Source organism: Micromonospora sp. IBSANI012 (assembly GCF_052814045.1).
Genome location: NZ_CP199933.1, coordinates 1066532 through 1079838, shown reverse-complemented (window position 1 = coordinate 1079838; position 13307 = coordinate 1066532). Strand labels below are relative to the sequence as shown.

Below are 13307 nucleotides of genomic sequence, written 5' to 3'. Positions count from 1 at the left end.
CGCCGGGCCCGCGACGTCGTCGCGCGGACCGGCTGCCGGCACGTTGGCCCGCTCGACCGGACGGCGGGCGGGAAACGGTCAGCTGAAGAGCGAGCGGCCCCACCAGTCGGCGGCGTCGCGGACGCCGGGCGGGCAGGCGAAGTGCGCGCTGGAGACGTGCCGCAGGTACTCGTTCATCGCGTCGTTGCGGGCGAGCTGGGTCTGGATCGGCACGAACTGCTTGCGCGGGTCCCGCTGGTACGCCATGAAGAAGAGCCCGGCGTCGAGGCGGCCCAGCCCGTCGGACCCGTCCACGAAGTTGTAGCCCCGGCGCAGCAGCCGGGCGCCGTTGTTGCGGCTGGGGTGGGCGAGCCGCACGTGCGCGGTGTCGGCGATCACCGGCTCCCCGTCGTCGCCCTTGGCCGCGAAGTCGGGCTCGTCGAACTCGTCCCGGCGGCCCAGCGGCGCGCCGACGCCCTTGGTCCGCCCGACGATCTGCTCCTGCTCGACCAGCGAGGTGCGGTCCCAGGTCTCGACCTGCATCCGGATCTTCCGGGTCACCAGGTACGACCCGCCGGTCATCCAGTCCGGCCCGTCACCGGGCTGGGCCCAGAGCTGCTCGCGCAGCAGCCCGGCGTCCTCCGCCTTGAGGTTGGCGGTGCCGTCCTTGAAGCCGAAGAGGTTGCGCGGCGTCGCCTGGCCCCGCGAGGTCGACGAGGTACGCCCGAAGCCCAGCTGCGACCAGCGGACGCTCACCACGCCCATGCCGATCCGGGCCAGGTTGCGGATGGCGTGCACCGCCACCTGCGGGTCGTTGGCGCAGGCCTGGACGCAGAGGTCGCCACCGGAGATTTCCGGGCGCAGCGCGTCCCCGGCGAAGTGCGGCAGGTCGGCCAGGGCGGCGGGGCGCCGGTCGGCGATGCCGAACCGGTCCCTGCCCTGAGCGTCCCGGAACAGCGTCGGCCCGAAGCCGATGGTGAGGGTGAGCTGCGACGGCGGCAGGCCGAGCGCCTCACCGGTGTCGTCCGGCGGGGCCTCCGGCATGCCGTCGACCGCGCCGATCACCCCGGCGTCCCGGCCGGCGGTCATCCGGGCGGCGGCGGCCGTCCACTCCTGCAGCAGCGCCACCAGCCGGGCCCGGTCCTTGGTGATCACGTCGAACGCGACGAAGTGCAGCCGGTCCTGCGCGGGGGTGGTGATGCCGGCCTGGTGCTCGCCGTGGAACGGCACCGCGCCGGCCGCCACGTCGCCGGCCACCGCCTGGTCGGCGTCCCGGACCAGCAGCGCCCCGGCGCCGGCGGCGACGCCGGCCACCCCGGCAACCCCGACCCCGGCGAGGGTGATGGCCCGCCGCCGGGACAGCCGGCCCCGGGGAGCCTCTGCGGACGGGGTGGACGCGCTGCTCTGCTCGCTCATCGGTTCTCCTGTGGGACCGGCCGTCATCGGGCGACGACGGCGGCGACCTTGCTGATCGGCTCGGCGAGGGCGTTGATGCTGTCGGACAGCTCCTTGAGCTGGTCCTTGCTCAGTTCGGTGTGCAGCTTCCAGCCGTCACCGGCCCGGTGCTGGCCGAGCGCCTTCTCGACGTTGGCGAACTCCGTGTCGAGCTGGGTGACCAGTTCGGGCGAGCGCTGCTCCAGGGCCGGGCGCAGCGCGGCGATCGCGGCCTTCGAACCCTCCAGGTTGGCGCTGAAGTCCCAGAGGTCGGTGTGCGAGTAGCGGTCCTCCTCGCCGGTGATCTTGCCGCTGGCCACCTCGTCGAGGAGCTCCTTGGCGCCGTTGGCGAGCTGGAGCGGCGAGAGCTTCTCGGCGTTGGCCTTGGCCACGATCTCCTTGACGTCGACCAGCAGCCGGTCGGCGATCGGGCCGTCCTTGCTGATGTCGCCGGACTGCCAGAGGTCCTTCTCGATCCGGTGGAAGCCGGTGAACTCCATGCCCTCCTCGATGACCTCCTCGCGGCCGTCGATCTTGGGGTCGAGGTCGCCGAAGATCTCCGCCACCGGCTCGATCCGCTCCCAGTAGGTGCGGGCGACCGGGTAGAGCGCCTTGGCCTTGGCCACGTCGCCGGCCTTGACCGCGGTGACGAACTCCTCGGTCTTGGTCAGCAGGGCACCGGTCTGGCTGCTCACGTACCGCTGGTAGCTGGCGGTGGCCTGGGCCAGCGCGGCGTCCGGCGCGACGGTCGCGGCGGTGCCGCTGACCTTCAGCGCGCCCCGGATGCCCCGGCCGCTCATCCCGGGCTTGCACGCGGTCTCGTACGTCCCGGCGGGCAGCTCGACGCGCAGCTCGCGGCTGAGCCCCGGGGCGATGTTCTCCACCTCGCCCATCACCCGGTCACCGGCGGCGTACACGTAGAACTCGTTGACCTTGCTGCCGGAGTTGGTGATGGTGAAGGTCGCCTGGCCGGCGTCGAGGGCGGTGACGTCGACCTCGCAGGCGGTGTCATTGGCCTTGACCTTCACCGCGTTGGCGGCCTTCGCGCCGTCCTGCTCCTTGCCGTCACTGCAGGCGGTCACACCGGTGACGGCCAGCACGCCGGCGGCGGCGAGCACCAGGAAGCGGGTGGTACGCATCAGTTTCTGTCTCCTCGGAGCAGGTGGGTTCAGGCGCGCTGCGGCGCGGAGGCCGGGCGGTCGATGTCGGACCCGGCGGGCTCACCGGCCGGGGCGGCGTCGGTAGCCGGGGCGGCTTCGCCGGCCGGGGCCAGTTCGCCGGCCGGGGCGGTCGTGGGCGGAGTCGGCGTCGCGGCCGGGGCGGTCGGCTTGCCGGCGGGCGACGGCTTGCGGAGGAAGAGGAACAGCACCGGCACGGCGTAGGCGACCCAGGCGACCATCTCGAGCACGCTCGGGGTGGCGGTGATGTTGAACATCCCGGCGAGCAGGGCGGCGTACCAGGTGCTCGGGTCGAGCACCGAGGTGATGTCGAAGGCCAGGTCGTTCAGGCCGGGCAGGACAGCGGCCTCCTGGAAGTCGTGCACGCCGTACTTGAGGATGCCGGCGGCGACGAGGATGAGCAGCGCGCCGGTCCAGGTGAAGAACTTCGACAGGTTGATCCGCAGCGCGCTGGCGTAGAGCAGGAAGCCGATCACCACGGAGGTGACGATGCCGCCGATCAGCGCCAGCAGCGGACCGCTGTCCCCGGCCGCGCCCTGGGCGGCGGAGTAGAAGATCAGGGCGGTCTCCAGCCCCTCCCGGATCACCGCGAGGAAGCTCATGCCGGCGACCGCGAGCGAGCCGACCGCCAGTGCCTCGGTGAGCTTGCCCCGCAGCTCGCCGGCGATCGTCCGGGCGGCCTTGCGCATCCAGAAGATCATCCAGGTCACGAAGACCACGGCCGCGACGGAGGTCACCGCCTCGAACAGCTCGCGGTCCTCGGAGCGGGCGAGCAGCGAGGTGGAGGTGTACTCGATCAGCCAGCCGAAGAGCACCGACAGCACCACGGCCAGACCGACGCCGGCCCACACCTGGGGCAGCCGGTCCCGGCGCTGCGACTTCACCAGGAAGGCGACCAGGATGCTGACCACCAGGGTCGCTTCCAGGCCCTCACGCAGGCCGATCAGGTACGTGGCGAACATCGTTACTCCGGTTTGATGAGGGTTGCCTCAGTTAACTTAGGGCAGACTTACCTTCCTCCTGCTCCCGGGGTGCCGTCAAGTCGATCGCCACGAGTTCACCTGTCCGTCGCGTGACAGGATCGGCCGGACGCTCACGGACGGGACGAGGCCCCTTGATCACTTCCACCAGCACGCCGGCCGACCCGCCGCCACCAGGGACTTCCGCCCCCGCGCCGGCGACCGCCGACCCCGCGCTCCGGCGGCGGTCCACCACCGACCAGCCCCACGCCACCGGACGCCGGCCATGAGGGGCCTGCTGCCCTGGCTGGCGGTGCTGGCGCTGGTCGTGGTGCTCAGCGAGCTGCGGCTGCGCCCGCTGGCCGCCGCCGTGTCACTGGCCTGGCTGGCCTGGTGCGTCTGGACCTGGATCCGACCCACCCGCCGCACCCCACACTGAGCGCCCGCCACGCCCCAGCGCGGCACGACGTGCCATCGCGCGCGAGATGCGGCGGGTCGCGGTATCCCCCCGCCCGGACACCGCGACACGCCGCAAACGGGGCCGGCGGGCGGGGCCGGCGGGAGCCGGCGCGGAGCGCCGGGGGGCCCGGCTGTGGGCGTACGCGAAAAGGACCGGGCCGGCCGCGCGGCGGCCGACCCGGTCCTCGTCGAGGCGGAACTCAGTAGCGGTAGTGCTCCGGCTTGAACGGGCCCTCGATGGCAACACCGAGGTAGGAGGCCTGCTCCTTGGTGAGCTGGGTCAGCTTGGCGCCCAGCGCGTCCAGGTGCAGCCGGGCGACCTTCTCGTCCAGGTGCTTCGGCAGCACGTAGACGCCGACCGGGTACTCGTCGGTCTTGGTGAACAGCTCGATCTGGGCGATCGTCTGGTTGGCGAACGAGTTCGACATCACGAAGCTCGGGTGGCCGGTGGCGTTGCCCAGGTTCAGCAGGCGGCCCTCGGAGAGCACGATGATGGCGTGGCCGTCGTCGAACTTCCAGAGGTCGACCTGCGGCTTGATGTTCTCCCGCGTGACGTCCGAGCGCTTGGCCAGACCGGCCATGTCGATCTCGTTGTCGAAGTGGCCGATGTTGCCGACGATGGCCTGGTGCTTCATCCGGGCCATGTGCTCGTTGGTGATGACGTCGAAGCAGCCGGTCGCGGTGATGAAGATGTCGGCCCGCTCGACCACGTCGTCCAGGGTGGCGACCTGGTAGCCGTCCATCGCCGCCTGGAGCGCGCAGATCGGGTCGACCTCGGTCACCACGACCCGCGCGCCCTGGCCGCGCAGCGACTCGGCGCAGCCCTTGCCCACGTCGCCGTAGCCCATGACGACCGCCATCTTGCCGCCGATGAGCACGTCGGTGGCCCGGTTGATGCCGTCGATGAGCGAGTGGCGGCAGCCGTACTTGTTGTCGAACTTGCTCTTGGTCACCGAGTCGTTGACGTTGATGGCCGGGAAGAGCAGGGTGCCGGCGCGGTGCATCTCGTAGAGCCGGTGCACGCCGGTGGTGGTCTCCTCGGTCACGCCCTTGATGGCGGAGGCGATCCGGGTCCAGCGCTGGCCGTCCTCGGCGAGCGAGCGGTGCAGCAGCCCGAGGATGACCGCGTACTCCTCGGAGTCGGCGGACTCGACCGGCGGGACGACCCCGGCCTTCTCGAACTCGACGCCCTTGTGCACGAGCAGGGTGGCGTCACCGCCGTCGTCGAGGATCATGTTGGGGCCGGCGCCGTCGGGCCAGGCGAGCACCTGCTCGGTGCACCACCAGTACTCCTCCAGGCTCTCGCCCTTCCAGGCGTAGACCGGTACGCCGGCCGGAGCCTCGGGGGTGCCGTTCGGGCCGACGACGATCGCGGCGGCGGCGTGGTCCTGGGTGGAGAAGATGTTGCAGGACGCCCAGCGGACCTGCGCGCCGAGCGCGACCAGGGTCTCGATCAGAACGGCCGTCTGGATGGTCATGTGCAGCGAGCCGGTGATCCGGGCGCCGGCGAGCGGCTGGGCGTCGGCGAACTCGCGGCGGATCGCCATCAGGCCGGGCATCTCGTGCTCGGCGAGCCGGATCTCCTTGCGCCCGAACTCGGCGAGCGACAGATCCGCCACCTTGTAGTCGCCCTCGGCGAGGGTGCTCGGCCGCGCGCCACTGGTGGACGCCGGGAGGGTGCTGGTCATGGAAGCTCCTGTCGAACGGGTGTGCTGCGCGACCTTCCACCTTACGCGCATGGTCCAGCCCCGCACGGGCGGCCGCCGGAGACAGCGCACGGGGCGGTCGGTGATGGACAGACTTTTCCGTCCACGAGCCGGCCGCCCCGTGCATCCCCCCGGTTTGGTTCCCCGCGCGCTACCGGACCTTCGTCGCGACAACGCTGCGTACCCATAGAGTCACACTGCGCCAGAGGCGAGTCAAGCTATTTCGGAAAAGTCGGACTCGTGTCGTGGGCGCGAGGGCCGGGAGCCAGCTCGACAAGGCGTCAGCGGAGGCCGGCCGTGGCGACGAACGCCTCACCCGTGCCGGTGAAGACCAGCGGGCCCGCGGCGGCCGGCCCGACGGCGGCCTGGCCGGGAGCGAGGGTGACCGGGCCGGTCCCGTCGTCCACCGAGACCCGGCCGGCCCGGCAGAGCACCACCCGGGGCCCGGGCAGCGGCAGCCGCACCTCGGGCGTGGCCGCGTCCACCGTCACCCGGTGCAGCGCGAAGTCCTCGACCGGCACCGGCCAGCAGACCACGCCCGGCGCCACCGGCCGCGCCATCACCACCGGCTCGGCCAGCACCTCGAAGCGGAGCACCCGGAGCAGCTCGTCGACGTCCACGCGCTTCGGCGTGAGCCCGCCGCGCAGCACGTTGTCGCTGGCCGCCATGATCTCCACCCCGGTGCCGCGCAGGTAGGCGTGCAGGTTGCCGGCCGGCATCCAGATCGCCTCCCCCGGCGCCAGCCGCACGTGGTTGAGCAGCAACGCCACCAGCACCCCCGGGTCGCCCGGGTAGTCGGCCGCCAGCGACCGGGCCAGCTCGGCGTCCGGGCCGGCGACGCGCGCCGCCACCACCGCGTCGACCAGCCCGGCGCGCTGCGCCGCCGGCCAGGTCAACAGCAGGCGCACGGCGTCCCGCAGGCCCGTCGGTCCGGTGCGCAGCGCGGCCACCACCGGCTCCAGCGCGGGTACGCCGAACGCGGCGAGCACGTCCGCCGAGTCCGCCGGGTCGCGGAACCCGCAGAGCGCCTCCATCGGCGCGAGCGCGACCAGCAGCTCCGGCTTGTGGTACGGGTCGACGTAGTTGCGCCGCCCCTGGACGCGCGCGCCGTCGGCGATGTACCCGGCCCGGGCCTGCTCGGGGTCCGGGTGGGCCTGCAGACTCAGCGGGGCGTCGGCGGCGAGCACCTTCAGCAGGAACGGCAGCCGGGTGCCGAACCGGTCGACCACCTGCGCGCCGAGCCAGTGGCCCGGCTCGGCGGCGATCAGGTCGACCAGGCTCGCCCGCTCGCCGCCGCGGTCGACCGTGGCCGGGGCGCCCGGGTGGGCGCCCAGCCACAGCTCCGCCTCCGGCCCGTCGCTGGGCACCGGGCGCCCCTGCAACTCGGCGATGGCCGAGCGGGACCCCCAGGCGTAGTCGCGGATCGGGCCGTGCAGCAGCTCCACGGTCAGCCTCCGGCCCGCCCGGACACCCCGCCCGACTCGGCCTCCGGCCCGGGTACGGCGGTGTGCGAGGCAGCACCGGTGCCGGCGCGGTCGGCGGCGGCGCTGTAGACGTCCGGCTCCAGGTAGATCACCCGGGCGATCGGCACGGCTGCGCGGATCCGCGCCTCGACGGCGTTGATGCCGCGGGCCAGCTCCTCCGCGGTGTCGCAGGCCGAGACGCCGATCTTCGCGGCGACCAGCAGCTCCTCGGGGCCGAGGTAGAGCGTCTTCATGTGGATGATCCGCTCGACCTCGGGGCCACCGGTGACCGCCTGCTCGATCTTCGCCAGATCCGGTGCCTCGGCGCCCTCACCGAGCAGCAGGCTCTTGGTCTCGATGGCGAGGATGATCGCGATCGTCACCAGCAGCACACCGATCATCGCGGTGCCGGCCGCGTCCCACTCGCCGTTGCCGGTGATCAGGGTCATGCCGACGCCGAAGAGCGCGAAGACCAGACCGACCAGCGCGCCGAGGTCCTCCAGCAGCACCACCGGCAGCTCGGGGGCCTTGGCCCGGCGGACGAACTTCACCCAGGACTGGTTGCCCCGGATGTGGTTGGACTCCTTGATGGCGGTCCGGAAGGAGAACGACTCCATGACGATCGCGATCACCAGCACGGCGACCGGCACCCACTGGTACTCGTGGATGCCCTCCTTGTCGTGCCACTTGTGGTACGCCTCGTAGAGCGCGAAGAGACCACCGACGCTGAACAGCACGATCGAGACGATGAACGCGTAGACGTAGCGCTCCCGGCCGTACCCGAAGGGGTGCTGCGGGGTGGCCTCGCGCTTGGCCCGCTTGCCGCCGAGCAGCAGCAGGCCCTGGTTGCCGGAGTCGGCGACGGAGTGGATCGACTCCGCCAGCATCGACGAGGAACCCGTCAGGATGAACGCAATGAACTTGGTGACGGCGATGCCCACGTTGGCCAGCAGGGCGGCGACGATCGCCTTGGTCCCGCCGTTCGCGCTCACGCTCCCGCTCCGTTCCGCCGCGCGGCATCGGTCGCCACGCCGCTGAGCAGGACGGTTCGCCCCTTGCGTTCGCTCACTGGTTCGACAGCTCCTTCATCTCCGTGATCGCCGGGACCGCCATCGGGTCCAGGCCGTGGGCCAGGGCCAGGTAGACCGAGGCGAAGTCGGGTACGGCCACGAGCGAGGCGAGCCGCTCCAGCGCGGAGCCGCCCTCGGCGGTCACCACGTCGCAGCGCACCCCGCGCCGCTCGGCGAGGGTCTGCACCGCCTCGGCGCGACGCTCCTCGACGGCGAGCGGCTCGTCGGTGTCGTCCTCGGCGTTGAGCCCGCCGTCGCGCAGCAGCACCAGCCGCAGCCGGGTCGGGTCGCCCTCGGTCTCGTCCCGGTCGGCGAAGATGTCCCGCGCCGACTCGACCAGGCCGCCGAAGACGCCGTCGAGCAGGCCGACGCGCCCGCGGCCGGCCTCGCCGAGCGCCCCGGTGACCACCGGGTAGCGGGCGTTGGCCGACAGCGTGTCGCCGAAGCGCCGGGCCGCGACGGTGGCCAGCGGGGACGACCCCCAGACGATCGGGATCGACCCGGCCAGCCCGAGGGCCAGCGACTTCGCCGGGTTGACGAAGGACTCGGCGGTGGGACGGCACCGGTCGGCGTCGGCGTCCAGCCGGGCCGCGGTCTCCGCCAGATCCGCCTCGTTGACCTTCACCAGGCCGAGCGTACGGGCGGCGAGCAGAACCGGCACGGTGAGCGCCCAGAGACTGGCCCGGGCCGGGGCGCGCCGGGGCACCGGGATGAACGGGGCACGGGCCCGCTCGGCGACCGACTGGAGCTGCGAGTCGGGCGCCCCGACGGCGACCAGCCGGGCACCCCGGCGGTGCGCGGCCTCGGCGGCGCCGAGCGCCTCGGGGCTGCGACCGGAGGCGCTGACCGCGATCACCACGTCGGCCGCGCCGACCCAGCCGGGCACGCCGGCGCTGCGGTGCGGGATGACCGGCACCGGGCAGCGCGGCCCGGCCACCGTGGCGAGCACGTCACCGGTACGCCCGGCGGTGCCGATGCCGGCGATGACGACCGCCCGGGGGCGACCGTCGTCCTCCAGCAGCGACAGGTTGGCCTCGGCGGCCAGGCTCGCCGACTCGCGCACCTGGGCGCCGGCCGAGGCGGTGAAGCGGAGCATGCCGCCCGGGTCCTGCTCGGCGAAGGTGTCCGGGTCGTCCAGGACGGACTCGTCGGCCACCCGCCGGCCGCTGACCCCGGCCGAACCGTCCATCACCGCTGCGCCTCCGGGCCGCCGCGCGCCTCGTCCAGCAGCAGCACCGGCACGTCGTCGCGTACCTCGAAGACGCGACCGCACTCGGTGCAGGTGAGGGTCTGCGCCTGCGCGTCGTAGTCCAGCGGGGCGTGGTGTGTGTCCGGGCAGGCGAGGATCTCGAGCAACTGCGGGTCCAGGGCCACGGTGCGGCTCCTTCCACGTGTGCGGTCTCGCCGGTCGGCGGTGCCGACCGGCGCAGGCGATCTTATCGGCGAACGCGCTCCAGCACCTCGTCGCGCAGCGAGATCATCCGCTCCTCGGTCGGGCCCTCCACGTTGAGCCGCAGCAGCGGCTCGGTGTTGGAGGGGCGCAGGTTGAACCAGGCCCCGTCCGGGAAGCGCAGGGTGAGGCCGTCCAGCTCGTCGACCTCCGCCTCCGGGTACGCGGCGCGCACCTCGGCGACCTTCGCCGCCTGGTCGGCAACCGTGGAGTTGATCTCACCGGAGGCGGCGTACCGCTCGTAGATGCTGGCGAAGATCGACAGCGGCTGGGACTGCTCGCCGAGGGCGGCCAGGGTGTGCATGGCCGCGAGCATGCCGGTGTCGGCGAACCAGAAGTCCCGGAAGTAGTAGTGCGCGGAGTGCTCGCCGCCGAAGACGGCGTTGGTGCGGGCCATCTCGGCCTTGATGAACGAGTGGCCGACCCGGGCCACCACCGGCTGGCCGCCGTGCTCCCGGATGATCTCCGGCACCGCGCGGGAGGTGATCAGGTTGTGGATCACCGTGGAGCCGGGGTGCTTGGCCAGCTCCCGGGCCGCCACCAGGGCGGTGATCGCGGACGGGGAGACCGGCTCGCCGCGCTCGTCGATCACGAAGCAGCGGTCGGCGTCGCCGTCGAAGGCGAGCCCGATGTCGGCGCTGTGCGCCACCACCGCGCGCTGAAGGTCGACCAGGTTCTTCGGGTCGAGCGGGTTGGCCTCGTGGTTGGGGAAGGTGCCGTCCAGCTCGAAGTAGAGCGGCACGATCTCCAGCGGCAGGGCCGGCAGGGCGGCCTCGCCGAGCACGGTGGGCACGGTGTAGCCGCCCATCCCGTTGCCCGCGTCGACGACCACCTTCAGCGGCCGGATGCTCGACAGGTCGACCAGCTTGCGCAGGTGCGCGGCGTAGTCCGGCAGCAGGTCGCGCCGCCGGGCCGGGGCGGGCAGCTCGCCGGCCAGGCGCTCACCAGCGGCGAGCAGCGCCTGCGCCCGGTCCCGGATGTCGGCCAGGCCGCTGTCCTGCCCGATCGGGCGGGCGCCGGAGCGGCACATCTTGATGCCGTTGTACTGCGCCGGGTTGTGGCTGGCGGTGAACATCGCGCCCGGCAGGCCCTGCGCGCCCGAGGCGTAGTAGAGCATGTCGGTGGAGGCCAGCCCCAGCTCGATCACCGTACGGCCCTCGGCGCGCACGCCGGTGGCGAAGGCGTTCGCCAGGGCGGGGCCGGTGGCCCGCATGTCGTGCGCGATCAGCACGGCGTCGCCCGGTTCGCCGCTCTCGTTGAGCACCTGCGTGAAGGCGGCGCCGAGCGCCTCGGCGGTGCGCTCGTCCCACTGGTCCGGCACCGTCCCCCGGACGTCGTACGCCTTCACGATCTGGGACAGGTCAGACACCGGGATTCACTCCTCGACAGCAGGTCGTCAACGAACCTGAGCCTAACGGAGCGGCCGGGCCCGCCCCGTCCTAGCCGGGGAGGCGGGGCATGAAGGTGGTCGCCTCACCGTCGGGCGGGGCGGCCGGCGGCGCGGCGGGGCGCTGCGGCGCCGGGGGCGTGGCGGCCGGCGGGGCCGAGGTCGGCGCGCCGTACACCCCGCCGGACGGGCGGGGGCCGGGCGGGACGGTCGGGTACGCGCCGGCGCCGCCGTACAGGCCGCTGGGGCGCGCGGGGGCGGGCTGCTGGCCGTACACCTGGGGGGTCGGCGCGGGGGTCGCGCCCGGCACCCCGCCGCCGGAGCGGTAGGTGGTCGGACCGGGGTTGCGGGGCAGCGGGACGGCCGGGTACGCCTGCTCGTCGGCGTGCCCGCGGTCCGTGCGGTTGTTGCGGATGAGCAGGGCGATCAGCCCGGCGCCGATGGCTACCAGGGCGATGCCGAACCACATGATCATGGATCCTCCGGAGGACTCTTCGGCAGCGGCGGTGGCCTGGCCGGTGTTCGGGGCGGCGAGGGCGGCCTGGGTCGGCTCGTCCGTGACGGCGGCCGGGGTCTCGGTCGCGCTCGGGGTGGGCGTCGGGGTGGGCTTGCGGCTCGGGGTCGGCGACGCGGCGAGGCGGCCACCCACCCGGGAGGTGTCGGCGCCCCGGCCGATCAACCGGCCGACGGCGGTCGTCGCCTCGCCGACCACCTCCAACCTGCCCGCCGGCGCGCCCGCGACGAACGCGACCCGGTAGCGAACGGTGATGCTCTTCCCCTTGCACAACGTGGCATTCGCCGGCGAGGTACGGCCGGTGGCGACGCTGCCACCACCGCCGGAAACCGGTACCGGGAACCAGCGGCCGCCGATGTTCACCTGTACCCGCACCTGGTCCGGATTCAACCCGGTGAGCCGCAACCCGAGCGAACTGCGCAGCAGCACGCAGCCCTCCGTGCGCTTGCGCACCTCCATCGAGACGCCGCCCGGGGAACCGCCCGCGCTGAAGCTGCTCGCCGCGCGGACCCCGACCCGGTCGGAATCGGCGTACGCGGGAGCGACGCCGACGACGAGCAGGCCGCCGAGCAGCGCAGCAGCCGTCACCAGCCGTACGACCTGCCGACGCACGGACATCTCCACCTCACCGTCTCTCCCCGCTGGAGTCCGGCGGTCAGGCTACTACCGGGTCGGGGGGTCCTCTCCCCATTGAGCGCTCCAGATGTGTGCCGCATTACCCTGCCGGCCGTGTCCTGGATCACGCCGGCCGCCCTTTCTGTCGGGGTGCGGGTGGGGCGATCGCGATGACGGCGGGCCGCGTCGGGGCAGGTCCCGGCGATGAGTGCGGACGATGGCGGTGCCGGCGCGGAGACTGTCGGAGTCGCCTCGAGGATCGCCGCTGCGGTGGGTGGAGCGATGGCGATGACGGGGCGTAGCCCGTCGAAGTCGCCGCGGGTCGCCGGGTGGGGCGATGGCGGTGACGGCGGGCATCCAGCGGGGTTCGCCGTTCAGGAACAGCGATGAGTCAGGTGCGGGCGGCGGCCAGGGCGTCGCGGCAGAGCCGGTCGGCGGTGCGGGTGGTCTCCGGCAGCCGGTAGCGCGGGGTGAGCGCGAGCACCTGGTCGACGGCGTTGTCCAGGCTCATCCGGTGCCCGACGCTGACGAAGACCGGCTTGACGCCGTCCCGGGTCCGCAGCACCCGCCCAACGGTCTCGCCCCCGTCGACCAGCGGCGTGCTGTCACCGCGCCGCGGCCCCGGCTCCGCCGACTCGCCGACCAGCCGCGTCTTGCCCACCCCGATCGCCGGCAGCCCGGTCACCACCCCCAGGTGACAGGCCAGCCCGAACCGGCGCGGGTGGGCCAGCCCGTGCCCGTCGCAGACCAGCAGCTCCGGCTGCACCGTCAGCCCGTCGAGGGCGGCCAGCAACGCCGGCAGCTCCCGGAAGGCGAACAGCCCCGGCACGTACTCGAACGCCGGTCGCCCCACGCTCACCGCCCGGTCCACCACTGTCAGGGTCGCGGCGTCCAGCACCGTGACGGCCGCCGCGAGCAGGTCACCCCTCTCTGCGTACGCGACGTCGAGGCCGGCCACCGTCGCGGGCCGGCGCGGACCGGGCCCGACCAGGTCCGCGAGCGGCCGCAACCGATCCTGTACGGCCATCGCCTCCGCGACCGTCCTCGGCGTGTCCACCTGCACCGGCGCCCCTCTCCGTGGCCGCAGCGCGTC

General features: G+C 73.3%; 12 protein-coding genes. 1 reads left to right on the top strand and 11 read right to left on the bottom strand.

The window, feature by feature from the left end; genetic code table 11:
* Window positions 1-78 precede the first annotated feature (78 nt).
* Genes efeB through efeU form a run of 3 tightly spaced genes read right to left on the bottom strand, consistent with a single transcriptional unit; the run spans window position 79 to window position 3553 of the window.
* Window positions 79-1395 carry an iron uptake transporter deferrochelatase/peroxidase subunit gene (gene efeB, locus ACTWM8_RS05220; protein ID WP_446212789.1) on the bottom strand — a complete coding sequence of 439 codons (1317 nt, stop codon included), beginning with the start codon at window positions 1393-1395 and terminating at the stop codon, window positions 79-81.
* 23 nt (window positions 1396-1418) lie between these two features.
* Entirely contained in the window at window positions 1419-2552 is a 1134-nt protein-coding gene (gene efeO, locus ACTWM8_RS05215) for an iron uptake system protein EfeO (protein ID WP_446212788.1), read from the bottom strand.
* A gap of 29 nt (window positions 2553-2581) precedes the next feature.
* Window positions 2582-3553, bottom strand: a complete 972-nt coding sequence (gene efeU / locus ACTWM8_RS05210) for an iron uptake transporter permease EfeU (RefSeq protein WP_446212787.1) — start codon at window positions 3551-3553, stop codon at window positions 2582-2584.
* A gap of 283 nt (window positions 3554-3836) precedes the next feature.
* Here efeU and ACTWM8_RS05205 point away from each other — a divergent pair, with 283 nt between their 5' ends.
* Window positions 3837-3989 carry a hypothetical protein gene (locus ACTWM8_RS05205; protein ID WP_172894484.1) on the top strand — a complete coding sequence of 51 codons (153 nt, stop codon included), beginning with the start codon at window positions 3837-3839 and terminating at the stop codon, window positions 3987-3989.
* 220 nt (window positions 3990-4209) lie between these two features.
* On the opposite strand, the gene ahcY is transcribed toward ACTWM8_RS05205, so the two are convergent.
* From ahcY to nfi, 8 genes are all read right to left on the bottom strand, one after another.
* On the bottom strand, window positions 4210-5697 hold the full coding sequence (gene ahcY / locus ACTWM8_RS05200; protein WP_446212786.1) for an adenosylhomocysteinase: 1488 nt from the start codon (window positions 5695-5697) through the stop codon (window positions 4210-4212).
* A 299-nt stretch (window positions 5698-5996) separates the two neighbouring features.
* Entirely contained in the window at window positions 5997-7160 is a 1164-nt protein-coding gene (gene manA / locus ACTWM8_RS05195; protein ID WP_446212785.1) for a mannose-6-phosphate isomerase, class I, read from the bottom strand.
* Between the two features lie 2 nt (window positions 7161-7162).
* On the bottom strand, window positions 7163-8170 hold the full coding sequence (locus ACTWM8_RS05190) for a cation diffusion facilitator family transporter (RefSeq protein WP_446212784.1): 1008 nt from the start codon (window positions 8168-8170) through the stop codon (window positions 7163-7165).
* Window positions 8171-8243: 73 nt separating this feature from the next.
* Window positions 8244-9440: an SIS domain-containing protein gene (locus ACTWM8_RS05185; protein ID WP_446212783.1), complete on the bottom strand. Its 1197-nt coding sequence runs from the start codon at window positions 9438-9440 to the stop codon at window positions 8244-8246.
* A complete protein-coding gene (locus ACTWM8_RS05180; RefSeq protein ID WP_088963849.1) occupies window positions 9437-9622 on the bottom strand; it encodes a Trm112 family protein in 186 nt (61 codons plus the stop codon). The genes ACTWM8_RS05185 and ACTWM8_RS05180 overlap by 4 nt, the downstream gene beginning before the upstream one ends.
* A 62-nt stretch (window positions 9623-9684) precedes the next feature.
* A complete protein-coding gene (locus ACTWM8_RS05175) occupies window positions 9685-11067 on the bottom strand; it encodes a phosphomannomutase/phosphoglucomutase (protein ID WP_446212782.1) in 1383 nt (460 codons plus the stop codon).
* Window positions 11068-11137: 70 nt separating this feature from the next.
* The gene (locus ACTWM8_RS05170; protein WP_446212781.1) at window positions 11138-12217 is read right to left on the bottom strand and encodes a hypothetical protein; all 1080 of its coding nucleotides are present in this window, start codon (window positions 12215-12217) and stop codon (window positions 11138-11140) included.
* 388 nt (window positions 12218-12605) lie between these two features.
* The gene (nfi, locus tag ACTWM8_RS05165; protein ID WP_446214474.1) at window positions 12606-13241 is read right to left on the bottom strand and encodes a deoxyribonuclease V; all 636 of its coding nucleotides are present in this window, start codon (window positions 13239-13241) and stop codon (window positions 12606-12608) included.
* Window positions 13242-13307: the final 66 nt, after the last annotated feature.